This is a genomic window from Geopsychrobacter electrodiphilus DSM 16401 (genome assembly GCF_000384395.1).
Classification (GTDB): Bacteria; Desulfobacterota; Desulfuromonadia; order Desulfuromonadales; family Geopsychrobacteraceae; genus Geopsychrobacter; species Geopsychrobacter electrodiphilus.
Genome location: NZ_ARWE01000001.1, coordinates 4,146,460 through 4,173,009, shown reverse-complemented (window position 1 = coordinate 4,173,009; position 26,550 = coordinate 4,146,460). Strand labels below are relative to the sequence as shown.

Here is a 26,550-nt window from a genome sequence, read left to right as displayed (position 1 = left end):
GACCCTCTGTCAAGAGATAAAACAATGTTTTCTGAACGTAAGTTTCGCATTGCGAAATTAAATTTAAAGAATTTGTCTTTTTCACCTTCCTTAAGTTAGCTTTATAGCGTTATAAAAAAATAAGCAGCCATATATGTTACCTGTAATAACAAGGCCTTATAGAGTTTAATCACGATGGGTTCGGTTATGCGAATAAAAATATTTACAAACGCCGTGTTGTTGGATAAGATTCTAAAATAATGAAATAACATTTCGCAGTGCGGAACAACAAATTAGCGACTTTGATTTTCCAAAAAGGACAGGCCAATGAAACCGATTACAAAAGTAGGGGTTGTCGGCGCCGGGACTATGGGTTCGGCGATTGCTCAGCATTTCATCATGAAAGGTCTGCCGGTCATTCTGGTCGACCAGCAGGACGCCTTCCTCGAAAAGGGGGTCGGTCACATCCGCGCATCCCTGGGTGAGGCGTTAACCCGTGGCCTGATCGATCAGGCCGCTTTTGACCAGATCCTCGGGCGGCTGCACTGCACTACCGCAAAAGCCGAACTTTCCGGGGTCGATCTGGTGGTCGAGGCGATCTTCGAGAATTTGGATGTCAAGAAGGGACTGTTCGCTGAACTGGAGACCCTGGTTGGTGCGGACTGCATCCTCGCCAGCAACACCTCCTCCTTTTTGATCAGCGAGATTGCGGCTGAGCTTGCGACCCCCGAACGGGTGGTCGGCGTGCACTACTTCTATCATGCGGCCAAGAACAAGCTGGTCGAGATCATCCCGGGCAAAAAAACTGCGCCGGAAATAATCACCGCGCTGGAAAACTTTTATACCTATTACGACAAGACCCCGATTCTGGTTAAAGACGCACCGGGCTTTGCGGTCAACCGCTTCTTCGTTCCCTGGCTGAACGAAGCTGCCCGTCTCTATGAAGAAGGCTGCGGCAGTATCGCCTTTATCGACCGGGTCGCCTGCGAGGTCTTCGGTGTCGGCATGGGGCCTTTCGCCCTGATGAACGCCACCGGAGTGCCGATCGCCATGCATGCCGCCGATGGCCTGGCCAGCGAGCTTGATCCTTTCTACGCCCCGGCCAAGGTCCTCTGTCGACAGGTCGAAGCCCGGCAAAACTGGGACGTCGAGGATGCACAACTGCTCAATAATGGCTCAGATCAAGCCGAGGTCGTTACCCGCCGTCTGGTCGGTGCCAGCCTCGGGGTTGCGGCACAGATGGTCGCCGAAGGGGTGATCGATGCGACCGCCACCGACCTGGGTGCACGCGCTGGTCTGCGCTGGCCGATGGGCCCTTTTGAGCTGTTGCAAAAACTGGGTGCCGGCCGAGTCAAAGAGATGGTCGAGAGCGTTTTTAAACCCTGGAACCTGTCCGTTCCGAGCTGTCTGGCCAGTGCCGATAAGGCACACATGCTGAATCTCAACTGGGTGACCTGTGAAGTGATCGGCAAAAACGGATTTATTATTTTCGACCTGCCCGACCGGATGAACCCACTCGGTGAGCAAGTGATGACTCAACTCAATGCCTGCGTTGATGAACTCAATGCACGAACCGACATCGACAAAATCTTCATCCACGGCAAGGGCAAGGCCTTTATCGCCGGCGCCGACATCAAGTTTTTCCTCGACGCCATGGCCGCAGATGACCTGCCACGAATCCAGGCTTTCACTGAATTCGGCCAACAGGTGCTGAACAAGATCAGCGCCTCCGACAAGACCACCTGTGCCTACCTGGATGGGTTAACCCTGGGGGGTGGACTGGAGTTGGCTCTGGCCTGTAATTACCGCATCGGCACCAAAAAATCGGTTCTGTCCTTCCCGGAGACCGGCATCGGCATCTATCCCGGCCTCGGCGGCACCCAACGTGCCCCGCGCCTGATCGGGGTCGCCCGCGCCAAGCAGTTGATCGCCAGCGGTCAGTTCATTAATGCGAAAATTGCTTATGCCTTCGGCCTGATTGATGCGATCATTGAGCCGGTTCTGGACTGGCGAGAGCTGGCAGAAGTGTCACTGGAAAAAGCCCAGGCCGGCCGCAGCGAAGAGAGTGCGGAGGAGGCCGCATTTGCAGCCTTCGACGGCGACCTCAAACATCCGCTGCTGAGTCGTGCAGGGTTTGAGAAGCAGGCCAAGGGCTTAAGTCGCAAAGCCCCGCTGGCGCTGAAAACTGCAATGGATCTCATCGATCAAGGGATGAAGCTGGAGCTGCGGGCTGGACTGCAGCTGGAGCTCGACGGGTTAAAGACGATCTTCTCCACCCAGGATGCACTGAGCGGACTTTCCAGTATTATTAACGGTCAGAAACCGAACTTTATCGGCAAATAAATAGCCAGGGAGTACACGCCATGAAAGCAAGCGTAAAGGGTTTTCGCGATCAACAGGCAGGCAGCGGTGCGTTGTTTGAAGACATCTATCTCATCGACGGGAAACGCACCCCCTTCGGTAAATATACCGGCAGTCTCTCCACTGTCTCCCCCACCGACCTCGGCATCTTTGCCAGTCGCGCCGCGATTGAGGCTTCCGGGGTACCGGCTGACGATATCGATCAGACCATCGTCGCCAATATCGGTCAGGCGAGCGCCGACAGCTTTTTTCTTCCCCGCCATATCTCCCTCTACGCCGGGGCGCCCTTGCAAAGCACCGCGCTCCTGACCCAACGCATCTGTGGTTCGGGGATGGAACTGCTCGGACAGGCGGCGGAGCAGATCGCCCTCGGCAAGGCCCAGCTGGTCCTCGGTTGCGGCACCGACACCATGAGCCGCTTCCCGCTCGCCTCCTATTCGGCCCGCCAGGGTTTCCAGTTGGGACGACCCGAATTTGTCGACCTGTTGTGGGAGGCCTTGAACGATACCGCCGCCGTCCCCATGGGTTGCACTGCGGATAATCTGGCAAAAGAATACAAGCTGAGCCGCGAAGAGGTTGACGCCTTCTCGATGCGCAGCCAGGAACGCTATGCCGCTGCCCTGGCGGCAGGGTTCTTCGCCGGAGAAATTGTTCCGGTCGCCGCCAAGGGCGTACTGGAGATGGGCGCGTATAAGCCGCGCAAGTACCGCCTCAACGGCCGCGAAGGGATCAGCAATGATGAACATCCGCGCCAGACGACTCTGGAGCAGCTGGCGAAACTCCCCTATGTGTTCAGCAAGGAAGGCCCGACTACGGCCGGGAGTGCTTCGGGGATTGTCGACGGCGCGGCCGCGTTGATGGTCGCCTCGGGTGATTATGTCCGCGCCCACGGGCTGAAGCCTTTAGGCAAAATTCGTGGGTTTGCCGCAGCCGGAGTTCGTCCCGACATCATGGGGATCGGCCCGGTGCCGGCGATTCGCCTGCTGCTCGGCCAAATGGGGCTGAACATCGGCGATATCGACCGCTACGAAATCAACGAGGCCTTCTCGGCGCAATGCCTGGCCGTGGCCAGAGCACTGGACCTCGATCAGGAGAAGCTCAACGTCAACGGCGGCGCCATCGCCATCGGCCACCCCCTGGGTGCGACCGGCGTGCGCCTGACCCTGACCTGTCTGAAAACCCTGCACCGCGACAAGAAACAACTGGGGATCGCTTCAGCCTGTATCGGCGGCGGCCAGGGGATCGCCCTCGCCGTGGAGGCCTGCTGATGCCAGCGGCCACACAAGCCATGACGGACAGCGTGGTGCTGATCACCGGCGCCGGTCAGGGGATCGGTGCCGCTATCTCCCGTCGCTTTGCCGATCTGGGGGCCAAACTGGCGCTGGTGGATGTCAATCCGGAGCACTTGCAGCAATTGACCAGCAGTCTCAGCGGAGCTGAAATTTTAACCCTCAGCGCCGATGTTTCCAACAAGGAGCAGGTCGGACTGCTGGTTGCGCAGGTCATTGAAAAGTTCGGCCGCATCGATGTGCTCGTCAATAACGCCGGGATCATCCGCGACAACCTGATCAGTAACATCTCAGAGCAGGACTGGGATCAGGTGCTGGATGTTAACCTCAAGGGGGCATTCCTCTGCTGCCAGGCGGTCTTCCCGACCCTGAAAAGCCAACGCTCCGGCAAGATCGTCAACATCGTCTCGCGCGCCTGGCTCGGCAGTATCGGTCAGGCCAACTATACCTCCAGCAAGGGTGGACTGGTCAGCCTGACCCGCTCGCTGGCGCTTGAATTCGCACGCTTTCAGATCAATGTCAACGCCGTGGCGCCGGGTGCCATCGACTCGCCCATGACCCAGGGGCTGACGGACCAGGCCCGCGAACGGCTGATCCGCATGCAGCCGACCGGCAAGATGGGCAAGGTTGAGGATATCGCCGCGGCGGTCGCTTTTCTGGCCTCGGATGAGGCTGAATTTATCACCGGCCAGGTGCTGCATGTCGACGGCGGCAAAAGCTGCGGCCTGCTGTCACTCTAGGACAAAGTATGAACGCTTATCTGGTCGAAGCAAAACGCACCGCCATCGGCAGGGCTCATCCCGACAAGGGGCTGTTCCGCGAGGCCCGGGCCGATGAAATGCTGGCTGCGCTGATGCGCGGCCTGCTGGACGGGCTGCCGGCAGGGAAAGAGTTGAGCTTCGCACTCGATGATATATACATCGGCTGTGTCGGTCAGCACCTGGAGCAGGGGAAAAATATTGCCCGCCTCGCCGCACTCCTGGCCGGGTTGCCCGACACAATTCCGGGCACCACGATCAATCGCCTCTGCGCCTCCAGCCTGCAGGCCTTCAACTTTGCCGCCTCGACGATTAAGGCTGGCCAGGCCGAGCTGCTACTGGCCGGCGGGGTCGAACATATGACCCATGTGCCGATGCAGGCCGCCACCGATTATCATCAGGGCTTGCTGGCCAGCTACGAATTCCCCTTCAACAACATGGGCCTGACCGCGGAGAAGGTCGCACAGGTCTACGGCATCAGTCGGACCGCGCAAGATGAGTTTGCAGTTGAGAGTCATGCCAGAGCAGTCGCCGCACAGCAGGCGGGCCATTTCATCCGCGAGATCATTGCGATTCCGGCAGGTGATACGCTGGCCGAACTGGATCAGTCCCCCCGCCCCGGCACCTCTCTTGCCGACCTCGCCGCACTCAAAACCCTCTTCAAGGCTGACGGCAGCGTCACGGCGGGGAACAGCTCACCGCTCAACGATGGCGCCAGCCTGTGCCTGCTCGCCTCCGACGCCGCCTGCGAACGCTTCACCCTGCAGCGACGGGCTAGAGTCATCGATTTTGCCGTGGTCGGACTTGATCCTTGCCAGATGGGGATGGGGCCGGTCCCCGCAATCCGCAAGCTGCTGCAGAAAAACCAACTTTCAGTCGCCGATATCGATCTGTTCGAACTGAATGAAGCCTTCGCCAGCCAGGCGCTGGCCTGCATCAACGAACTTGAGTTGCCAGCGCAGAAGGTCAACCCCTGGGGTGGCGCGATCGCTCTCGGCCACCCCCTGGGATGCACCGGCACCCGGCTGATCACCACCCTGCTCAACGGACTTGAGATCAGCGGCGGTCGTTACGGCATCGCCTCGCTCTGCATCGGGCATGGCCAGGGCCTGGCGACCCTGATTGAAAGGTTATAGGAGATGCCGCAGCTCTCCAGCATCGAGCTTGAAGTGCGTTATGCCGAAACCGATCAGATGGGAATTGTGCACCACGCCAACTATCTGATCTGGTTCGAACTGGCGCGCACGCGCTTCTGCAGGGAGGCCGGCCTACCCTATCCGGACATCGAGGCCCTGGGCTATCTGATGATCATCACCCAGGCGCAGCAGAACTACCGTCTGGCAGCGCGCTATGGCGAAACCATCAGGGTCAGCTGCCAACTCGACTGGACCAATAAACGTCGTCTGCAGTTCGGCTACCGGGTCGAGCGCGGAGACCAGTTACTGACCAGCGGACATACCCAGCATCTGTGGGTCAAACGTGAGGGGATGCGCCCTTGCAGTCTGCCGGAGAACATACAAAAGTTTTTTACTTCACCCGAACTCGGACCACACAGAGATTCGCTTTCAACCTGATTTCTATTTAACCAACGGGAGACCGCACCATGTCGATCAAAGCCTATAGATGGATGATGAAGGGTGTAAAAGAACCCCTCGAAAAAGTTGATTTTGTCGCCAGCGCTGGAGTTGGCGAAGTCGTGGTGGCCGTCGCCGGCTGCGGGGTCTGTCACACCGACCTCGGCTTCTTTTATGATGGGGTACGCACCAACAGCGAGCTGCCGTTGACTCTGGGCCACGAAATCAGCGGTCGGGTGATCGCCACTGGCAGCGGTGCTGAGCAGTGGCAGGACAAAGCCGTGATCATCCCGGCGGTCATGCCCTGCGGCGAATGTGAGCTGTGCAAACGCGGCAAGGGGACCATCTGTCGCAGCCAGAAGATGCCGGGGAACGACATTCAGGGCGGATTCGCCAGCCACATTGTAGTGCCGGCCCGTGATCTCTGCCCGGTTGACGAAACCCGCCTCAAAGCGGTCGGGCTGGAGCTGGCCGACGTCTCGGTGGTCGCCGACGCGGTCACCACCCCCTATCAGGCGGTCCATCAGGCTGGCGTCACCCCCGGAAGTCTGGCGATTGTCATCGGCGTCGGCGGGGTCGGAGGCTATTGCGTGCAGATGGCCAAAGCCTTCGGCGCGACGGTGGTCGCCATCGATATTGATCAGGCCAAACTCGACGTCATTACCGCACACGGCGCGGCAAAAACCTTCAACAGCCGCGAAATCAGCGGTCGTGATCTGAAAAAAGCGATCGGTGCCTTTGCAAAAGAGCAAGGGTTACCTTCCACCGAATGGTTCATCTTCGAATGTTCCGGCAGCAAACCGGGACAGGAAGCGGCCTATGGTCTGCTGGTCCACGGCGCCACCCTGAGTGTGGTCGGCTTCACCATGGACACGGTCGACATCCGCCTCTCCAACCTGATGGCCTTCCATGCCCGCGCCCTCGGCAACTGGGGCTGTCTGCCCGAGCATTACCCGGCTGCCCTGGCTCTGGTGCTGGATGGCAAGATCGAGCTGAAAGCCTTTACCGAGCAGCAGCCACTCGCCGAAATCAACCGCGTCTTTGCCGCCGTGCATGACAAGCAAATGCAGCGCCGGGCGATTCTGATTCCGTAAATATTTATTCATTGGTTCCGAACAAAGGAGATCAAACACAATGTCCAATACCGACCAGATTATCGCCGCAACCGCCCCTGCACACCTGATCGACCACAACCTGATCGACAAGGAGGTCGAAAGCCTGTGCGACGGCATGGTGAAATACGAGAAACGCCCCGCCAAGCGCCGTGACGGCACAGTTGTCGAAGGGCTGTACAACGCCTGGATCATCTTCAACAACCCGAAACAGTTCAACTCTTACACCACCGACATGGTCAAGGCAACGATCCTTGCCTTTGGCCGCGCCTCCTGCGATCGCGAGGTCAACGCCGTAGTCTTTACCGCGGTCGGCGACAAGGCGTTCTGTACCGGCGGCAACACCAAGGAGTACGCCGAATATTACGCCGGCAATCCGCAGGAATATCGCCAGTACATGCGCCTGTTCAACGACATGGTCTCGGCGATCCTCGGTTGCGACAAGCCGGTGGTCTGCCGGGTCAACGGCATGCGCATCGGTGGCGGCCAGGAGATCGGTATGGCCTGCGACTTCACTATCGCCCAGGATCTCGCCAACTTCGGCCAGGCCGGACCCAAGCACGGCTCGGCGGCCATCGGCGGCGCGACAGATTTTCTGCCGGTAATGATCGGCTGCGAACAGGCGATGATTTCCGGCACCCTCTGCGAACCCTTCTCGGCCCACAAGGCGGCGCGTCTCGGGATCATCGCCGAGGTGGTCCCGGCGCTGAAGATCGCCGGCAAGTTTGTTCCCAATCCGACCGTCGTGACCGATCAGTATCTCGACGAGTACGGCCGAATTGTCCACGGTGATTTCAAGACCGGCAGCGCCTTCAAGGATGGGCGCGAACTACTTAAAACGGGTGAGATCGACCTGAGCATGCTCGATGAGAAGGTCGAGGATTTCTGCGCCAAGCTGATCGAGACCTTCCCCGAATGCATGACCAAGAGTCTCGAAGAGTTGCGCAAGCCAAAGCTCAACGCCTGGAACGCCAATAAGGAAAATTCCCGCGCCTGGCTGGCCCTCAACATGATGAACGAAGCTCGCACCGGCTTCCGCGCCTTCAACGAGGGGAACAAGGAAACCGGGCGCGAGATCGATTACGTCAAGCTGCGTCAGGGCCTGGCCAAAGGTGTGCCATGGACAGTGGAGCTGATCGACAGTCTGATGCCTGGACAGGAGGGCTGAAGATGAGTGAAAGCCCACTGAAGGTCTGGCTCGACCGCGACGGGACCCTGTTGCGCCTGCGCCTGGCGCGACCCAAGGCCAATATCGTCGATGCCGTCATGATCGCCGCCCTGAATGATGCACTGGCGGAGTATCGGGAGGTCAAAGAATTGCGCGCGGTGCTGCTCGACCATGAAGGCCCGCATTTCAGCTTCGGCGCCAGCGTCGAGGAGCATCTTCCCGGCAGCTGTGCCGCGATGCTTAAGGCGCTGCACAGTTTGGTGCGCAACATGCTCACCTTTCCGCTCCCCATGCTGGTCTCGATTAAGGGCCAGTGCCTGGGGGGCGGTCTGGAAGTCGCCGCCGCCGGCAGCATGCTGTTTGCTGCGCCCGACGCCAAGCTCGGCCAGCCGGAGATCAAGCTGGCGGTCTTCGCCCCGGCGGCCAGCTGCCTGCTCCCGGAACGAATGGGCCAGGCACATGCCGAAGATCTGCTCTTTTCCGGCCGCAGCATGGGCGCGGAGGAAGCGCTGGCAACCGGTCTGGTCGACAGGGTCAGCGAAGATCCCGAAACCGCCGCCCTGGCTTATTTCGATCAGCAGTTGGCGCCACACAGCGCCAGTTCCCTGCGCTTCGCAGTGCTGGCTGCGCGCGATGAATATCGCCAGCGCGTGCTGGCCAAACTCGAGCGGGTCGAAGTCCTCTATCTCAAGGAATTGATGGCCAGCCAGGACGCGGTAGAAGGCCTGACGGCTTTTCTGGAAAAGCGTCCGGCCATCTGGACACATCGTTAAATCCGAGCGAAGGGGCAGACCTTAAACGGGGGAAATCCCCAGGCAGGTAAGGATGGAAAATTCTGGCGCGCAGGAGATTATTGACGTTCATTGTCATTGCTTTGCCGGGTTCGAACAGTCCGAACAGGTTGAGGCCGGGCTGGCACGTCTGCGCCGGGCCGGGCTCAAACATCTGGCGGTCATGGGGCTGGCCAACACCCGCCTTAAACGGGATGAAATCATCCGCCTGATCCCGGAAGGTTTCGAAAATCTGGGCGATCCGCTCTTCAACGAAGCCGATGCTCTGCTGTCCTTTTCTGAAAAGAGCGAGGGTCTGCTCTTCCCCATGCTCGATACGCGCTGCCTGGCGGGGGATGTCGAGGAGCAGCTGACGGCGTCCATCGCCCGCGGCTTCCGTGGCATCAAGGGCCTCTATCTGGGCGATGACCGCAATGACTTGCACATTGCCAGCGTCCCTGAAATTTTTGGCATCAGCCTGAAACAATATCAACAGCGCGAATGGGAAATCTTCGCCTTCGCCGAGGCCCATAGCCTGCCGGTTGTGTACCACATGGACGCACGCCAATATGGGGATGTCATGTGTGCGATCCTGGATGATTTCCCGCGCCTGCGCATCAACTTTCCCCACTTCGGCATCGGCCGCAAAGCTTGCAGCAAAATTCTCGAGTGCTACCCCAACGTCTTCACCGATATCGCCTTCATGCGGCCGCATATCCAACAGGACCCCGGCAGCTACATCGACTTTATCAACCATTTTCCGGACCGGGTCTGTTTCGGTTCAGATGCGCTGCTCTACCAGGCAAAGATCGTGCTTGAATACATCGCCCTGGTCAGGTCGCTGCAACTGCCGAAAGAGCTGGAAACCGCCATATTTTCCAGCAACCCGCGCGCTTTTCTCGGGTTGACCGCCGGCAAGGAGAACTAGATGCTGAAAGACCATAGCGTAGTCATCGACCGGACAACAGCACCATTAACCTTGCAATTCGCCCCGGTGTTCAATGTCGCGGTCCCCTTCATTGACCGCCACTGCGGCGAGGGGCGAGGCGATAAGATCGCCATCCGCACCAACCAGGGGGACGAGGTCAGTTACCGGCTGTTGAGCGAAAACGTCAATCGCTGCGGCAATCTTCTGCTTGATCTCGGTCTTGAACGCGGAGATCGTGTCCTGCTGATCATGAAGGACTGCGCCGAGTTTTTTTACGTCTTCTGGGGTGCGATCAAGGCCGGTCTGGTGCCGGTGCCGATCAATACCCTGCTGCGGGCCAAGGACTACGCCTACATTCTCGCCGACTCCGGGTGCAAGGTGCTGATCTTTTCTACCGAATACACTGCAGCAGTCAAGGAGACGCTGGCCCTGCTGGAGGTGCCCCCGGCACAGGTCCTCTGTGTTGAAGGTGATGTGACCAGCCTGCAAAGCCTGATGCCCACAGCCAGGGTCGAACTCGAAGCTATAGCCGCCAGCGCTGAAGACGACTGTTTCTGGCTCTATTCGTCGGGCTCGACCGGCAACCCCAAGGGGACGGTTCACCGACAGCGCGACATGGTCGTCACCAGCCAGTGCTACGGGGTGGAGATTCTCGGCATGCGCGAAGAGGATGTCTGTTTCTCGGCGGCCAAGCTGTTCTTTGCCTACGGCCTCGGCAACGGCATGTGCTTTCCGCTCTGGGTCGGTGGCACTGCGGTGCTGTATGATGGTCGCCCGACGCCGCAGTCGACCTTTGCCACCATCGAACAGTTCAAGCCGACCCTCTATTTCGGCGTGCCGACCCTGTATGCCGGCCAGTTACAGGCCCTGGCGAGCGAAAAACCAGACCTCTCCTCGATCAGGCTCTGTGTCTCGGCCGGGGAGGCGCTGCCGGCCGATATTTTCAACCGCTGGCGCGAAGCAACCGGACTGGTGATTCTGGACGGCATCGGCTCCACCGAGGCACTGCACATCTTCATTTCCAACCGGGTCGACGACCTGATGCCCGGGTCGAGCGGGCGGGTGGTCCCCGGTTACCGCTTGAAAATTATTGACGATGCCGGACAGGAAGCCGCAGCCGGAGACCCGGGGCGCTTATGGATCAGCGGTGGGTCCACCGCACGCTGCTACTGGAACCAACCGGAGAAGACGGCCCTGGCCATGGTTGATGGCTGGCTCGATACCGGCGATACCTATTTTCAGGATGATGACGGCTACTACTACTATTGCGGGCGCAACGACGATATGATGAAAGTCGGCGGCATCTGGTGCTCACCGTTTGAAATCGAGGCCAAGCTGATTGAACATACCGAGGTGCTGGAGGTGGCGGTTGTCGGCCGGGCTGACGGGGTCGGTCTGATCAAGCCCGAAGCCTATATCGTGCTGAAGAATCCGGCCGCCGCCGGTAAAACCCTGAGCGACGAACTGCGCCAGCATTGTAAAACAGCGCTCGCCCCTTACAAGTATCCGCGCCAGTTCCACTTTGTGGAGGAGCTGCCCAAGACCGCGACCGGCAAGATTCAGCGCTACAAACTGCGCACTATGGTCGTCGGGTAAGAAAGAAAAGCAGATCAAGACTGGCGCTGGGCCAGGGCCAATTCCGCGATAATTTGCGGCACCAGGCGTTCAAGCACCTCCAGCGAATAGCCGCCTTCGAGAAACAGCCCGATCTTGCCCGCGCAGTATTCGCGGGCAAGCATCTGGAGCTGATTTACGGCGGCAAGAAAATGTCGATCCTCAACGTTCATCACCCCGAACGGATCTTCGCGGTGGGCGTCAAACCCGGCGTTCACCAGCAGATAATCCGGACGGATCTTCCGTTCAAAATTACGCAGATTTTCACTGAACTGTTGCAGCCACTGGTCGCCCGAACATTCGAGCGGCAGGGTAATATTGCAGGTACAGCCGCTGCCCGGCCCATATCCGCTCTCATGCCCATGACCGGTGTTGGGAAAGATGTGCTCGGGTGAGCCGTGCAGGGAATAATAGAAAATCCGCGGGTCGTCATAATAGAGAAAATTGAAGCCGTTCCCGTGATGAACATCAAAATCAACCACCAGAAAACAAGCCTGCGGTTGTTGGCGACGAATGGTTTCAATCACCAGCGCGGCATGGTTGACGAAGCAGAAGCCCTCCGCGCGGTTACGCCCGGCGTGATGGCCGGGCGGGCGCACCAGGGCAAAACCGGCGCCCTGTTCCAGCAGGGTCGCGGCCAACGCCAGGGAGCAACCTCCGGCGGCGAGCACGGCCTTAAACGTCTGTGGACTGATATGGTTGTCGGGTGACATGAAATAGGGCTGTGAGCGCAGGCAAGCGATCTTCAGCCGCATCAGATAGTCCTTCTCGTGAATCTGCTCCAGCTGGAAGACCCTGGCCAGAGGCGGGATCTGAACGGAGATCGGCAGGCTGGCGGCAAGAGCTGAGCAACCGCGCAGGACCTGACGCAAGCGCCCCGCTGTTTCCGGGTGATCTTCCCCGACCTGATGCAGTAGACAGTCCGGGTGGGAAAAGAGCTGAAAATACTCCCTCCGAAAAGGAAATCTGGCCGCCAGCTCCTTCATGGCTCTTCCAGTTGCAGCTTAAATTCCAGCTCAACCGGGTCTTCCGCAGGCTCGCTGATGAAGCCAAACTTTTCGAATACCCGGCGCATCGCGGGATTATCCTTCCGCACATTACCGGTCAAGATTTTCACCCCGCGCCGACGTGCGATATCAATGAGTTTCGCCAACAGCAAGCTGGCGAAACCTTTGCCGCGCATGGACTCATGCACGACAAACGCCGCTTCAGCGCTTATCCCCTGCTCAAGGATATAGTAGCGTCCAACCGCCAGGATGACCTCGCGAGGACCCTGGCGTTCGACAATGCACAGCGCCATATCCTTGCGGAGATCGGTGTTGACCAGGCGATAGGCCTGAACGGTTCCCATCTTTTTCGGCTCATTGCGGTAGCGTTGAAACAGGGTGACCTTGTCGTGGGAATAGAAGAAACTCTGCAGACGGAGTTGATCAGAGGGGTGGAGCGGACGCAGGAAATAATCCCGTTCCTGGCCCTCCAGTTTGAGCACCTCAGTGGTCCCGAGTTCCTTGACCGTCGCCGGGGTGTGGCGCTGATAGGCGGGCACCTTGCCGGAACGCTGCATATCCTCAAGCAGCTGTTCACGAAATTTCGGGTGGGCGATCTGAATCAGCTCCATCACCCGTTCGCGGATACTGCGCCCGCGCAGGGTGGCGATACCGTATTCCGTGACCACATAATGCACGTCGCCGCGCGTCGCGACCACTCCGGCGCCCGAGTTAATCTCCGAGACGATGCGTGAAAACGTGCCGTTTTTTGCCGTGGAGGGCAGGGCAATGATCGGTCGTCCACCGCGGCTCATCCCCGCCCCGCGGATAAAATCCACCTGCCCGCCGATGCCGCTGTAAAACTGGCCACCGACCGAATCGGAGACGATCTGGCCGGTCAGATCGACCTGGGTCGCACTGGTGATCGAGATCATTTTATTGTTGCGCGCAATCACCGCCGGGTTGTTGACATATTCGGTGCCGTGGAACTCGATATGCGGGTTGTTATCGATAAAGGCATAGAGTTCGCGGCTGCCGTAGCAGAAGGAGGTGATCGTCTTCCCCTCGTGCAGGCCCTTCAGGCGGTTGGTGATATTGCCGTGGTTGTACAACTGCAGCAGGCCGTCGCTGAACATCTCGGTGTGCACACCCAGGTCATTGTGGCCGGTCAACTGGTACAGGACCGCATCGGGAATCTTACCGATGCCGACCTGCAGGGTGCAGCCATCCTCGATCAGCAGCGAGACATACTTGCCGATCTGCAGAGTGGCCTCGCACAGTTCGGACGGAGCCACCTCCGGCAGCGGCTCCGAGACCCTGATGAAGGCTGAAATCTCGTCCTGGTGCAGGTAGCACTGGCCGAAGGTGCGGGGCATCTGGTCATTGATCTGAGCGATGATGTACTTCGCCGACTTGGCGGCGGCCATGACGATATCGACCGAGGCGCCCAGGGAACAATAGCCCTGAGCATCGGGCGGGGTCACCTGGATAAAGGAGATATCGACCGGTAGGATATTGTCGCGCAGCAAGGCCGGAATTTCGGAGAGAAAACAGGGGGTATAATCGGCGTTCCCGGAGCGGACCGCTTCGCGGCTGCCCTGATCGACAAAAAAGGTATTGACCCGCAGGTTTTGCTCGTACTGCGGATCGATCCAGGGGGTTTTGCCCAGGGTCAGCAGGTAGACAAACTCGAGATCGTTGAACTGCCCGACCGATTCTAAAAACAGCTCGATCAGGCGATGCGGGCAGGAAGCCCCGGTGCCGATAAAAATCCGGTAGCCATTATTGATGAACTTCTTCCAGGAACTGGCGCTTAGTTCTTCCATGTCACTCCCCACCGGTTAACTGGTTCCCAAATCGGAAACTGCGCTGACTGAGACATGAGCCTGCCGGGCGAACAACCGCTCGCTTATACGATTTCCGCTTCGGCGCCGAAATCGCCGGAGGCATTACTTTTCAGCAGCTTTGGGCTGTGCCTTTTCCAGGTGGCGAGAATCTCTGGCAGCGGGATATCGGCAAAAGTACCACGCATCTTCAAATATTCCATATGCCGACGCTGATCCGCATCGAAGGGATGAAAAATCGAATCCTCCAGCCCGTTAAATTCGAGCGGTTTGATCCTGAACCGGGTACAGAGTTCGAGATTGAAGGCTGGAGTGGCCTTGACCCAGCGGTCTTCGAGGTGAAACTCGGTGAAGGCGTGCCAGCGCATGATATCGCCGTTGTTGATCTCGCGCAGACGCGAGGAATTGAGATGGTTGGTGACGTCGCCAAAACCGACCCGCGACTCAATCTGCAGGACGCGGCCACAGGCGGCCAGCAAAGAAGCCTTGGAGATGCAGAAACCAAAACCGTTTCGCAGCACGCTGCTGGCCCGGTACATTTCAGGGTCCGAATAATCAAGATACGGGGTGTAACGGATGCCGTCACGCACCCGATAGTAGAGATCAACGGCGTGATCCAGCGCCGTGTCGCCGGCGGTCAAGGATTTCAGGGCGAACTCCTGAATCGCCGGATGGTCACTGTCGATGAATTCAGCCGGTTCCAGATAACAGGATTCGATCATAGTCAAGGTTCTCCTTCAATCCTTAGAACAGCAGACGGTGACGCCAGACAGTCGGATTTGCAGCCAGCTCATGGAGACTCCGGAGATTCCTGGGCAGAACCCTTCCCCCGGAGCAGGGGGGAGACCAGGTAACTTATGGCCGCAATAAAGGCGATGAGGAGCGGCGCGAGATAGTTATCGCGATGGACCCCCAGAGCCAGCAGAAACAGAAACGCGCCGAGGGCCAGAACCCGCACGACTTTGGGGATTTTCGGCAGGATGGCGCGACCGAAGTGGGCGTAGGGTATGCGCGAGATCATCAGCAAGGCGGCTGTGACAACGATGATGCCGCTGACCAGATCGCTGGCAATCAGCACACAGGTAGTTCCCACCAGCAAGGCTCCGGCGGGTGACGGCATCCCGGCGAAGGTCGTCACTCCCCCCTGGATCCCCTGCTTTCTTTTTTCGACAACAAAGCGGATCAGCCGGTACACGGTCGCTCCGGCGTACAATCCGCCCAGCAGCAGCCCGACCCACAACTGTGCAAAGGAGGTCGTGACAATCAGCCCGGCGGTCAGTCCGAAGCTGGTCCCGTCGGCCACATCGTCGAACAACTCCCCTTTGGGGGTAGAGCCCCAGCGCTCGGCAGCGCGCCCATCAAAGAGATCAAGAAACTGCCCCAAAAACACCAGGCCCAGCGCGTAGACCGGCGGGTGACCGCTGAGGATCACCCAGCAGCCGGCGAGGCCACAGACCAGGTTCAAGATGCTGAGAATGTTGGCATACCAGTAATTGGGAATAAGTTTGAAGATCGTCGAGCAAAACGCGAGGCTGGTGCAGATCCAGAGGAGCGGGTAAATGGCGCGGCTAAGTATCGGCAGTCTCCCGTAGATGATGACCAGGCCGACAACAATCAGCAGCACCACCACCAGAAAGGTCTTGGCCTTGCCAAACAGGTTCGCCGCTTTCACCTTGCTGAAGCGGCGCGAGGTCTGTCCGATAACATCGAAGGTCAGAAACAGCCCCACCAATACCGGGTTGAGCCAGCCCAACCAAGCCATATATGCCAGCATGGGGGAATACATGAGCTTGTCGGAGAAGGGGTCGATGGACTCCCCCTCGACTGTGTGCAGATCACACTTGCGAGCAATATCCCCATCGGTGATATCGGTGATCATCCAGAAGGTGAAGAACAGAAAACAGAGCCGCGGAAAACCGAGGTACAGCAAGGCCACGGAGATAAATCCCATGGGATAGCGGGCCCGGCTGATGGCGTTAGGGTGAAGCCAGCGGTGCGCACGCACCCAGGCGATCTGTTTGGGCGTCCGCAGAAAACGGCTGACGGCGAAGCGTTCTGCACCCAGTATCAGCAACACAGGTAGCAGGATCTCAAGCATGATAGAGCTGTAAGCTGTCATAGATTCTTAAACCGACGGTTAGAGATTGCTGCTTGTTTTTGATCCAGCCCCAAGGCTAGCCCCACTGTCCGACACTTCCGCCTAAAACAACAGGCGGTGACGGACATTTTTCGGGGCATGTGCGCCGATCGAGGCAATAACAAAGGCCAGGAGTACGGTTTCGGTCGTGGGCAGGTAGCCGTGGTAGGCCGCGCCCAGCAGCAGAATTTTCGTCAGCGTAATCAAGCCCGCCACTTCCCTGAAGATCTGGCGATGACGCAACCATTCGCTGAGCATGAGCAACCCTCCACTGATCAGGGCAATCCCCACATAGAGTCGTGGCGGACCGGGCAGAACATTGAGCAGATAGGCCGCAAGAAAAACCGCCGCGCCGACCTGATGGGCCGCCCTGATCGGCAGGGAGAGATTAAGCAGCCAGTAGGGACGATTGCCGATCCGTCCCATCCTCGGGCTGTTCCCATGTTCGCTGTCGCGCTTATCCCGCATGATGCATCCTCTCTGTTTCGAAACTATCCCGGCACATCCGACCTTCGACGAGCTCCCGCCCTCAGGAAACCGGTTTGACCAGCGCGCGCAGGTTTGCGCTGTTGAGGGCGGTTTCGAGGGTGATGGTGTCGAGCACCGCTTTGGTGAGATCGTCAATCTCGCGGGTAATACTCAGAAGCTCCTCGATTACCGCGCCACCATCCTGCCCTTTGGGGTTCGGCGCATCGAGCTCTGATTCCAGGGATTCGAACAGCTCAATGACATCCAGCAGCGTCGTACGGTTGACGACGCCGGTGAAGCGATAGCCGCCGCCCGCGCCGCGCACCGCCTGAACCAGACCGGAGCGTACCAGGGTGCGTAACACCTTGGCCAGATGATGAGTGGAGATCCCGTATTTGTCCGCAATCTCGGTGGTCGAGAGTTGGCGCTCAGGATCACTGGCCAGTTCGAGGACCGCATAGAGCGCAAACAAGCTCGCCTTGTGCATTTTCATAGCAGGATTCCTGGCTAAAGCGGTTTTTCGAGTTCGATATAGCGCCCGGTGCGCAAGCCCTGACTGCGGAAGAACGACAGGGTCAGTTTATTCTCCCGGTCGACCATGGTCCGCACGGTCGAGACTCCGGCCTTTTTCAGACGACGGCAGATCTCTTCAAACATCAGCTGCCCAACCCCCAGCTCGCGAGTTTGCGGCGAGACACTCAGCGCAAAGACCCAACCACAGGGGGGAGAGCCAAACTCCCAGGCGCGCACTTCGCCGACAATAAAACCGACCGCCGCCCCATGCCGTTCGGCGACCAGAAAAATCCGGTCTTCCCGGCCAACGGTGACGTAGCGGTCAAAGATCCCGCGCCAATATGCGGGCTTTTCTGCCGCAACCCCGACCAGATCCAGGTCGATCACGGAGTCAAAGTCGGTGGCCAGGGCATTGCGAATGGTGACTTGGGCGGTCAGCGCAGTATTCACTCGATCATCCAGCCTCAAAAAAAGGTCATAAACAAAACTGGTATTTTGGTACCATAAATTCGAGCAGCGAGACAAGTCATTTCCCTGGCCTCTTTCTCATGACCAAAAACAGAGTTAAATTTGCTTGACAGTTAAATAGGTATTGAAGTACCTTTATGCATAATAATACTTTCTGAACCAATAGATCCGAACAAAAGGGGTGGCACATGAGGTACGCAGAGACCGGCTTCAATTTAGAGATTGACCTCACCCGCGGCAACATCGAGAAGGTTGCGACTGATCCGAAAGACACCGAACTCTATCTTGGTGGCCTGGGGACCAACACCAAACTCATCTGGGATCGCGTCGCCCCCGAGGTTGAGGCCTTTTCTCCCGACAACCTGCTGATCTTCGGCACCGGGCTGCTGTGCGGCACCCCCGCCACCGGCTGCAACCGGACGATTGTCTCCACCATCTCCCCCCAGACAAAATTAATGGCCTTTTCAATGATGGGCGGCTTCTGGGCGCCGGAATTGAAATACGCCGGTTATGACAAAGTGGTCCTGCGCGGCAAGTCGCCCGATCTGGTTTATCTGTGGATCAAGGACGACAAGGTCGAGATTCGCGATGCCTCTCATCTGCGCGGCAAGGGCGCGGTCGAAACCGCGGAATTGATCAAGGCCGAACTGAAAGAGCCCAAGGCCCAGGTCGCGGCCATCGGCATGGCCGGTGAAAACCGGGTGTTCTACGCCTCGATCGAGCAGGGCCGCTCAAGCGCCAGCCGCGGCGGGATAGGCGCGGTCATGGGCGACAAGGGGGTCAAGGCAATCGTGGTGCGCGGCACCAAGGATCTCAACATCGCCGAGCCGGCAAAATACATGGAGCTGTGCCACGAGGTACTGGCCTACATCAAGCACCGCGAAGGGAACCCCATCCCCGGCGTCATGCCGATTCTGGCCGGGCTGGGTTCACCGCAGGAGATGAAGGTCCATGATGAAAAATGGCATACCGAAAATTTCATGTGGGGCAATTCCCGGACCAGGCGCAAGGACTTCTGGAACGAGGAGATTGAAAAAGAGTGGACAGAAACCCTGGACAAGGCTCGCACCCGGCTGGTGAGTTGCTTCAACTGCCCGATGGAATGCGGCGCGACGATCTCGATGCCGGGGCTGCCGACCTACATGATGAAATGCTTCACCAAACTTACCTACACCATGGGCGCCTTTTCGGACCTGGATTTTGGTCTGCGCATTGCGCAGAAAGCCACCGAGTACGGCGTGGATGGCTTCTCCACCCCGCAGGTGATGGCTTTCGCCCTGGAACTGCTGGAAAACGACATTCTGCCTGCCTCTGATTTCCCTGACATGCCCGAGGACACCGAGGGCCGGTTCTACTATCTGCTCGATAAAATTGTCCGTCGCGAAGGGATTGGCGACATCCTCGCCAATGGCACCTATTGGGCGGCCAAAGAGATCGGCAATGGTGCCGAAGCCTATGCGCACAACAACATCAAGAAGACCGAACAGCTGCCGCTCAAGCTCTCGATGCTGAATCCGGTCTACTTCCTGATGTATGCCACCGGCGAGAAGATGAACATTACCCAGATTGAAGGACAGTTCCCCCAGGCACCGTTTGCGACCATGGAGGAGCGCGAAGCCTTCGTTTCCGACTGGGTCCAGGTGCCGGATGAAAAGTTCAAGCAGTATTTACTCGACTGGGAGTTCCGCGGCGAAAACTCAAATCCCTATTACCCGACCATCGAAATGTCGTGCAATATTGTCGACTGGCAGGAGACCATGCACTATATCGACGACGCCCTCGGCCAGTGCGCCGGGCTGTCATCCTTCCCCTTGAAACCGCCGTATCACATCCACAACTATCCGCAGTTTATCTCGGCTGGTGCCGGAATCGAGATGAATGAAGAACAGCTCAAAAAAGCCGCCAAAAGATATCGGACCCTGGTGAGAGCGGTTAATACCAACAGAGGGATGCGGCGCAAGGATGAAAAGCCACCGGAGAATCACTGGAAAAAGCGCTTCCCCGAACTTGAGGAACAACTGCTTGACGGCTACTACAAATTCAAAGGCTGGAATGCAGATGGCATCCCGACCAAAGAATCCCTCCACGACCTGGGCCTGGATTACGTGTGTGCAGATTTTATCGCCCGCGGGATCTTGACCGAAGGTGATGATCTGCCGGCAGAGGATGTGTCTTCCAACGAAACCCTGGTCGAAGGATAAAAACCGTGACGAGCCCTAAGAAAACCAAAACCATCAAAACCATCAAGATTGATATCGATAAATGCAACGGCTGCCGTGCTTGCGAGGTCATCTGCTCCTCCTTTCACGCGATGCCGAAATACAGCAGCAATAATCCGGCGCGTTCACGTATCCGGGTGACGCGTGAACCGATCAGGGATGTCTATGTCCCGGTCTACGCCGGCGAGTATGCGGCGGCCGAATGTGCAGGACGCGACAAATACACCATCGACGGCAAAGAATACGACGAGTGTGTCTTCTGTCGGGCGGCCTGCCCGTCGCGCGATGAGTTCAAGGAACCCGATTCCGGACTGCCGCTGAAATGCGACATGTGCGAAGGAGAGGATGAACCCCTGTGCGTCAAGTGGTGCATGGTTGACGCCCTGACCTATGAAGAACGGGAAGTAGAGATCGACGAAGAAGAGCCGAACCCGGAAGAGATCGAGACCGGCCTGCAATCCCTGGTCGACAAGCATGGCCTCGACAAGGTCGCCGACATGGTTGCGCAGCTGGCCAAGGAAAAGAAGTGAATCGCAGAAAGCCTGAACTTCTAAAGCAAGTTAATTCGCAAGAATAGGTGGGACCGTGGAAACTGTAGCCCCCGAAAATGAAATCATCGAGGTCATCAAAGAGAATGGTGGCGACTCGTTCAAGTACTGCTACCAGTGCGGCTTGTGCGATGCGGTCTGCCCCTGGAACCGGGTGCGCGATTTCAGTATGCGCAAGATCATCCGCCAGGCGACCTTCGGTTTGACCGAGATTGACCAGGAAGAGATGTGGCGCTGCACGACCTGCGGCACCTGCGTTCAGCGCTGCCCGCGTGGCGTGAACCAGATCGAAGCCGGGGTCGCCCTGCGCAAACTCGGTGCCGAGTATGACGTCTATCCGGGCAATATCGCGCCAATCCAGAATATCATCGCCAGTCTAACCTCTGAAGGCAACTCCCTCGGCGGCGATCGTGATAAACGCGCCGACTGGGCCAAGGAGCTTTCAGTCAAGCCCTATGCCGAGGGGATGGAAATCCTCTATTTCACCGGCTGTTACCTCAGCTACGATCCGCGTATGCGTGAAGTCGCCGCCGCCACCACCGCCATTCTGAACAAGGCCGGGGTCGATTTCGGCATTCTCGGCAGCAAGGAGAGCTGCTGTGGCGAAAGCATCCGCAAGACCGGCAATGAAGATCTGTTCAAACGCCTGGCCAAGGATAATATCAAGGCCTTTATCGATCAGGGTGTGAAGAAGGTTCTGGTCTCCTCACCCCACTGCTATCACAGCTTCAAGAACGAATACCCCGAATTCATGGTCAACTTCGAGGTGGTTTTCATCTCCGAATATATCGCCGAGCTGGTAAAAACCGGCCGCCTCAAGCTGACCGGCGAGTACCCCAAAACGGTCACCTATCACGATCCCTGCTACCTCGGCCGACATAACGGCATCTACGATGCCCCGCGCGACCTGCTGCAGCAGATCCCCGGGCTGACCTTGAATGAGATGGCCGATTCGCGCGAGAGCAGCCTCTGTTGTGGCGGCGGCGGCGGTCACATCTGGATGGAAACCCCCAAGGAGGATCGCTTCTCCGATCTGCGTGTGAGACAGGCGGTGGCCGTCGGAGCCGAGGTGCTGGTGACCTCCTGCCCCTATTGCATCACCAACTTCACCGACAGCTGTCTGGGCCTGGACGAGAGTGAAGCGTTGGAGATCAAAGATCTCACGGAAATTATTCAGGCTCTGCTTTAAAACTGATAAAGGGATAACTATTCAGAGCCCTGCGCAATCCAGACAGCAGGCGGGCTGTGGCTGTTGGCGGAGAGAAGTTAAGTGCTAACGTTGGACGGAGGCAATAGTTGCAGACCGCATGCCTTCACCGTAGTGCTGAATAGTTCTGATAAAGGAAGAATCATGGCAAGCAATTCAGTCGAAGTACTCGCGGCAGATCATTTCGCCGACCGAAACCGCGGCGATGTTCTGATCGTCGGCGGCGGCATCAGCGGCATCCAGGCCTCGCTTGACCTGGCGAATTCAGGTTTCCGGGTGTTTCTGGTCGATAAGTCCCCCTCCCTCGGCGGCAAGATGTCGCAGCTGGACAAGACCTTCCCCACCAATGACTGCTCCATGTGTATCGAGTCACCGAAATTTATCGAGTGTTCGCGCCATCCCAATATCGAGATTATCACCTACACCGAGGTCGACAGCGTCTCAGGCGAAGCGGGCAATTTCAAGGTCAGCCTGACCAAAAAACCGCGCTACATTATCGAAGACAAGTGCACCGGCTGTAACATCTGTGTCGACTACTGCCCGGTCAAGATCCCCGATCCCTTCAATCAGGGGCTCTCGGAAAATAAGTCGGTGCATATCTATTTTTCGCAGGCAGAGCCGCTGGTCACCTACGTTGACCCGGAGACCTGTCTCTATCTTAAAGAGGGGAAGTGCAAGATCTGCGTCGGCGTATGCAAGACCAATGCGATCGACCTGCACCAGAAGCCGGAGAAGTTCGAACTGGAGGTGGGCGCGATCCTGCTCTCCCCCGGCTTCGACATCTTCAATCCGAAGCTGCGCGGTGATTACGGCTACGGACGCATGCAGAATGTCGTCACCAGCCTCGAATTCGAACGCATTCTCTGCTCCACCGGCCCCTACGAAGGGGAGATTCAGCGCCCTTCGGACCATAAACACCCGCATCGGATCGCCTGGATCCAGTGCGTCGGCTCACGCCAGGTGATTCCCGGCGGCAACTCTTACTGTTCGGCGGTCTGCTGCACCTACACCCAGAAGCAGGTGATCCTCTCCAAGGATCATTATCCGGATCTCGATGCCACCATCTTTCATAACGATATCCGCGCCTATGGCAAGGATTTCGAGCGCTTCTACCAACGCGCCGAAAAGCTTGATGACGTGCGCTTCATCCGCAGCTATGTCACCATCGGCCGCGAGATCCCCGAAAACAACAACGTAACCATCCGCTACTCGACCTTTGATGAGGGGGTCAAGGAGGAGGAGTTTGATCTGGTGGTGTTGTCGGTCGGACTGAATCCGCCCGCCGATGCGCTAAAGCTCGCGAAAATCTTCGATATTGAACTTAATGACCAGGGGTTCTGCAAGATCGACCCGGCCAATCCCATAGCTACGACCCGCAAGGGGATCTTCGTCAGCGGCGCCTTTCAGGGGCCGATGGATATCCCCGAGTCAGTGGTCACCGCCAGCGGTGCCGACGCCCTCTGTGGTCAGCTGCTGAACTATCGGCGCGATAAACTGAGCCGTGAACGCCTCTATCCGCCGGAGCGGGACGTATCACAGGAGGAGCTCAAGATCGGGGTGGTGGTGTGCCACTGCGGTGCCAACATCGGTCGGGTAGTGAATATTCCAGAGGTGATTGAATACGCCTCGACCCTGAAGAATGTCTCCTGGGCGGGGGAGAATCTGTTCGCCTGCTCGACCGAAAACGCGCAGCAGATCACGGATGCGATTGTGGCCAAAGGTCTCAACCGCGTGGTGCTGGCGGCCTGTACACCGCGCACCCATGAGCCGCTGTTCCGCGATACCTGCCGTGAAGCGGGGATCAATCAATATTTCTTCGAGTTCGCCAATATCCGCGAGCACTGTGCCTGGGTCCACTCCAAAGACAAGGAGAATGCCACCCAGAAGGCCAAGGATATTATCCGCATGTCGGTGGCGCGTGCCGCGCATCTGCAGCCCTTGCAAGAGTTTGAACTGCCGGTCAACAAGGTCGCCCTGGTCGTCGGCGGCGGCCTGGCGGGCATGACCAGCGCCTTGAACATGGCCGAACAGGGCTTCGAGATTTATCTGATTGAACAGGCTTCTGATCTGGGCGGGATGGCCAGAAAAATCCATTACACCCTCGATGGTATGAGTGTTCAGGCCCAGTTGCATGCCTTGGTGCGCAAGGTTTATCGGCATCAGTCGATCCACGTCCTGACCGATTCGAGCATCAACGAAGTCGCCGGATATATCGGCAATTTCGAGACCACAGTCACTACGGCCGGCCGCGCAAGGCAGATCGCCCACGGCATCGCCATCATTGCGACCGGCGCCGAAGAGTACCGCCCCACCGAATACCTTTACGGCAGCGATGAGCGGGTGCTGACCCAGTTGGAGCTCGAAGGAGAGATTGTCGCGCAGAACCCCAGGATCGCAGCCGCAGAGAGTCTGGTGATGATCCAGTGCGTCGGCTGTCGTGAAGAAGGTCGCAACTACTGCAGTCGGGTCTGTTGCGGCCAATCGATCAAGAACGCCCTGAAACTCAAAAAGCAGAACCCGGCCATGGATATCCACATCCTGTTCCGTGATATGCGCACCTACGGCTTCAAGGAAGATTTCTACCGCGAAGCGGCCGAGCTCGACGTCAAGTTCATCCGTTTCGAGCCGGAGAACAAGCCGGTGGTCGAAGCGGCCGGCGACAAGCTGAAGATCACCGTGCCGGATCTGGTGCTGGGACAGAAGCTGGAGCTGGAGGCCGATCTGGTCGCCCTGGCGGCGGCGGTGGTGCCGGCGGAGAGTACCCGCGAGCTGGCCAAACTCTTCAAGGTCTCAATGAACCCCGACGGCTTCTTTCAGGAAGCCCACGTCAAGCTGCGGCCGGTCGATTTCGCCTCCGACGGGGTTTTCATGTGCGGAACCGCGCACTATCCGAAACATCTCGACGAAACCATCAGCCAGGCTCTGGGTGCGGCAGGCCGCGCAGTCGGTATCCTCGCCGGTGATTCGGTCACCGCCTCGGGCGCGGTCTGCGACGTCAATGAAGAGGCCTGTATCTCATGCGGAGCCTGTATCAGCTGCTGCAGCTATAACGCGATCACATTTATCGACACCCCAAAAGGCAAAAAGGCGCGGGTTGAGCCGGTGCTGTGCAAGGGTGACGGTCTGTGCAACGCCAAGTGCCCGACCGGGGCGATCTATCTGAAGCACTACACTGATGATGAAATTTTCGCCCAGATTGACGGGGCGATCCCGGACTATGAAGAAACTCACTCTCACTGAAATGATTGATCTGGAAAGGAGGTAACCATGGCCGGTTTTGAATACAAGCCCAGCGTCATCGGATTTTTGTGCACCTGGTGAGCATACGGGGCTGCGGACCTGTCTGGAGTTTCCAGACAACAATACACAACTGAAACAAAGATTATCCGGGTCATGTGCACCGGCCGGGTTGACATCTCTTTTATCCTGCGCGCATTTTCCAATGGCGCGGATGGCGTGTTTATCGGTGGTTGCTGGCTGGGTGAATGCCATTACGTCACCGAGGGCAATTACGACGCGCTGTTCAATATGCACCTCTGTCGTAAACTGCTCGAGGCAATCGGGATCACCCCCGAACGGCTGAGGCTTGAATGGATCGCCACCTCTGAAGGCACCCGTTATGCCGAAATAATGAACAGTTTCGGCAAGCAGCTCAAAGAGTTCGGCCCCCTTGGCAAAGGGGAAGGTCTTGAGCCCGACATCCTCAAGCTCAAACTGAAGGCCTTAAACAAGCTGATCCCCTACATCAAGATGGTGGAGCGGGAGAAGTTGCGGATGCGCTTCGACGCTCAGGAGAAGTACGACGAGTATTTCGCCAGCAGCAAGTTCAAGCGCCTGTTTGATGAGCTGCTGCTGGATAAACTGATCGTCAGCCAGATCATGCTGCTGCTGCAGGAGAAGGCCATTTCTGCACGGGATATCGCCAGGGAGCTTGGCCTGGAAGCGGCCGAGGTATCACGTCATCTCGGCATGTCTTCACGCCTCGGCCTGGTCCGTTTCGACGCAGAATTAAAACGCTACGCCCTGGCTGCTTCTTGAGGTCAACTCTTCCCTTCAAAGGAGAAGGGTTGACCTCGGGTTGAAACCGCCAGGATTAAACAAAGGACTACGACATGGATATCGGCAAAATTGATCAGATTATAGACCAGCATCAGGGCGAAGCCAGCGCGCTGATCCAGATATTGCTCGACATCCAGAGCGAAAACCATTGGCTGCCCAAGGAAGCGCTGACCAGGGTCGGCGAGAAGCTGGCGGTGCCCATGAGCCGCATCCAGCATATCACCACCTTCTACAAACACTTCAGCCTGAGTCCCAAGGGGAAGCATGAGGTCCACGTCTGTGTCGGCACGGCCTGCCATGTGCGCGGTGCGGAGCGGATTCTCGACACGGTCAGGGAAGTGACGGGCGTCGCCCCCGGCGAAACCGACCCCGACCTGAACTTCAGCATCGAGACCGTCAGCTGCCTCGGCTGCTGTGCCTTAGGCCCGGTGATGGTCGTCGATGGCGAAATCCATGGCAACGTCAAGCAGGACGAAACGGCCGAGGTTTTGCAGAAATTGGCCGAGCCTGAGGCCGCCGAAGATCTGAAAAAATGTGCCTGTGAGTAA

The 26,550-nt window shown here is 57.9% G+C and carries 23 protein-coding genes; 16 read left to right on the top strand and 7 right to left on the bottom strand.

The window, feature by feature from the left end:
• The first annotated feature begins 306 nt into the window (after nt 1-306).
• From D888_RS0119815 to D888_RS0119770, 10 genes are read left to right on the top strand one after another with little or no spacing between them, the layout of a single operon-like run.
• Nucleotides 307-2,322, top strand: a complete 2,016-nt coding sequence (locus D888_RS0119815; protein ID WP_020678320.1) for a 3-hydroxyacyl-CoA dehydrogenase/enoyl-CoA hydratase family protein — start codon at nt 307-309, stop codon at nt 2,320-2,322.
• Between the two features lie 20 nt (nt 2,323-2,342).
• Nucleotides 2,343-3,608 carry a thiolase family protein gene (locus D888_RS0119810; protein ID WP_020678319.1) on the top strand — a complete coding sequence of 422 codons (1,266 nt, stop codon included), beginning with the start codon at nt 2,343-2,345 and terminating at the stop codon, nt 3,606-3,608.
• On the top strand, nt 3,608-4,369 hold the full coding sequence (locus D888_RS0119805) for an SDR family NAD(P)-dependent oxidoreductase (protein ID WP_020678318.1): 762 nt from the start codon (nt 3,608-3,610) through the stop codon (nt 4,367-4,369). The genes D888_RS0119810 and D888_RS0119805 overlap by 1 nt, the downstream gene beginning before the upstream one ends.
• 8 nt (nt 4,370-4,377) lie before the next feature.
• Entirely contained in the window at nt 4,378-5,523 is a 1,146-nt protein-coding gene (locus D888_RS0119800; protein WP_020678317.1) for a thiolase family protein, read from the top strand.
• Between the two features lie 3 nt (nt 5,524-5,526).
• Nucleotides 5,527-5,961: an acyl-CoA thioesterase gene (locus tag D888_RS22590; protein ID WP_020678316.1), complete on the top strand. Its 435-nt coding sequence runs from the start codon at nt 5,527-5,529 to the stop codon at nt 5,959-5,961.
• Nucleotides 5,962-5,990: 29 nt separating this feature from the next.
• The gene (gene had / locus D888_RS0119790; protein WP_020678315.1) at nt 5,991-7,055 is read left to right on the top strand and encodes a 6-hydroxycyclohex-1-ene-1-carbonyl-CoA dehydrogenase; all 1,065 of its coding nucleotides are present in this window, start codon (nt 5,991-5,993) and stop codon (nt 7,053-7,055) included.
• Nucleotides 7,056-7,095: 40 nt separating this feature from the next.
• Complete coding sequence (oah, locus tag D888_RS0119785) at nt 7,096-8,241, top strand: 6-oxocyclohex-1-ene-1-carbonyl-CoA hydratase (RefSeq protein WP_020678314.1); 1,146 nt, start codon at nt 7,096-7,098, stop codon at nt 8,239-8,241.
• 2 nt (nt 8,242-8,243) lie between these two features.
• Complete coding sequence (locus D888_RS0119780; protein ID WP_020678313.1) at nt 8,244-9,014, top strand: cyclohexa-1,5-dienecarbonyl-CoA hydratase; 771 nt, start codon at nt 8,244-8,246, stop codon at nt 9,012-9,014.
• A 52-nt stretch (nt 9,015-9,066) separates the two neighbouring features.
• Entirely contained in the window at nt 9,067-9,939 is an 873-nt protein-coding gene (locus D888_RS0119775) for an amidohydrolase family protein (protein ID WP_020678312.1), read from the top strand.
• Nucleotides 9,940-11,535, top strand: coding sequence for a benzoate-CoA ligase family protein (locus D888_RS0119770; RefSeq protein WP_020678311.1), 1,596 nt, complete (start codon nt 9,940-9,942; stop codon nt 11,533-11,535). It abuts the gene before it with no gap.
• 14 nt (nt 11,536-11,549) lie between these two features.
• Here D888_RS0119770 and D888_RS0119765 read toward each other — a convergent pair whose 3' ends face one another.
• From D888_RS0119765 to D888_RS0119735, 7 genes are all read right to left on the bottom strand, one after another.
• The gene (locus D888_RS0119765) at nt 11,550-12,539 is read right to left on the bottom strand and encodes a histone deacetylase family protein (RefSeq protein WP_020678310.1); all 990 of its coding nucleotides are present in this window, start codon (nt 12,537-12,539) and stop codon (nt 11,550-11,552) included.
• A complete protein-coding gene (locus D888_RS0119760) occupies nt 12,536-14,365 on the bottom strand; it encodes a bifunctional acetyl-CoA hydrolase/transferase family protein/GNAT family N-acetyltransferase (RefSeq protein WP_020678309.1) in 1,830 nt (609 codons plus the stop codon). Before D888_RS0119760 ends, D888_RS0119765 begins: the two co-directional genes overlap by 4 nt.
• Before the next feature lie 83 nt (nt 14,366-14,448).
• Complete coding sequence (locus D888_RS0119755; RefSeq protein WP_020678308.1) at nt 14,449-15,105, bottom strand: transglutaminase-like domain-containing protein; 657 nt, start codon at nt 15,103-15,105, stop codon at nt 14,449-14,451.
• Between the two features lie 68 nt (nt 15,106-15,173).
• Nucleotides 15,174-16,502, bottom strand: a complete 1,329-nt coding sequence (locus D888_RS0119750) for a CDP-alcohol phosphatidyltransferase family protein (protein WP_020678307.1) — start codon at nt 16,500-16,502, stop codon at nt 15,174-15,176.
• Nucleotides 16,503-16,583: 81 nt separating this feature from the next.
• Nucleotides 16,584-16,988: a hypothetical protein gene (locus D888_RS0119745; RefSeq protein WP_020678306.1), complete on the bottom strand. Its 405-nt coding sequence runs from the start codon at nt 16,986-16,988 to the stop codon at nt 16,584-16,586.
• Between the two features lie 61 nt (nt 16,989-17,049).
• Entirely contained in the window at nt 17,050-17,481 is a 432-nt protein-coding gene (locus D888_RS0119740) for an Rrf2 family transcriptional regulator (RefSeq protein ID WP_020678305.1), read from the bottom strand.
• A 14-nt stretch (nt 17,482-17,495) separates the two neighbouring features.
• The gene (locus D888_RS0119735) at nt 17,496-17,951 is read right to left on the bottom strand and encodes a GNAT family N-acetyltransferase (RefSeq protein ID WP_020678304.1); all 456 of its coding nucleotides are present in this window, start codon (nt 17,949-17,951) and stop codon (nt 17,496-17,498) included.
• Nucleotides 17,952-18,157: 206 nt separating this feature from the next.
• On the opposite strand from D888_RS0119735, the gene D888_RS0119730 reads away from it, so the two are divergent.
• The 6 genes from D888_RS0119730 to D888_RS0119705 all read left to right on the top strand — a co-directional run bounded on the left by D888_RS0119730 (nt 18,158) and on the right by D888_RS0119705 (nt 26,550).
• On the top strand, nt 18,158-20,170 hold the full coding sequence (locus D888_RS0119730) for an aldehyde ferredoxin oxidoreductase N-terminal domain-containing protein (protein ID WP_020678303.1): 2,013 nt from the start codon (nt 18,158-18,160) through the stop codon (nt 20,168-20,170).
• 5 nt (nt 20,171-20,175) lie between these two features.
• The gene (locus tag D888_RS0119725; RefSeq protein ID WP_020678302.1) at nt 20,176-20,718 is read left to right on the top strand and encodes a 4Fe-4S dicluster domain-containing protein; all 543 of its coding nucleotides are present in this window, start codon (nt 20,176-20,178) and stop codon (nt 20,716-20,718) included.
• A gap of 55 nt (nt 20,719-20,773) precedes the next feature.
• On the top strand, nt 20,774-21,925 hold the full coding sequence (locus D888_RS0119720) for a (Fe-S)-binding protein (RefSeq protein WP_020678301.1): 1,152 nt from the start codon (nt 20,774-20,776) through the stop codon (nt 21,923-21,925).
• Between the two features lie 162 nt (nt 21,926-22,087).
• The gene (locus tag D888_RS0119715; RefSeq protein WP_020678300.1) at nt 22,088-25,183 is read left to right on the top strand and encodes an FAD-dependent oxidoreductase; all 3,096 of its coding nucleotides are present in this window, start codon (nt 22,088-22,090) and stop codon (nt 25,181-25,183) included.
• 27 nt (nt 25,184-25,210) lie between these two features.
• Entirely contained in the window at nt 25,211-25,981 is a 771-nt protein-coding gene (locus tag D888_RS0119710; RefSeq protein ID WP_083928930.1) for a hydrogenase iron-sulfur subunit, read from the top strand.
• Nucleotides 25,982-26,055: 74 nt separating this feature from the next.
• Nucleotides 26,056-26,550 carry a complex I 24 kDa subunit family protein gene (locus tag D888_RS0119705; RefSeq protein ID WP_020678298.1) on the top strand — a complete coding sequence of 165 codons (495 nt, stop codon included), beginning with the start codon at nt 26,056-26,058 and terminating at the stop codon, nt 26,548-26,550.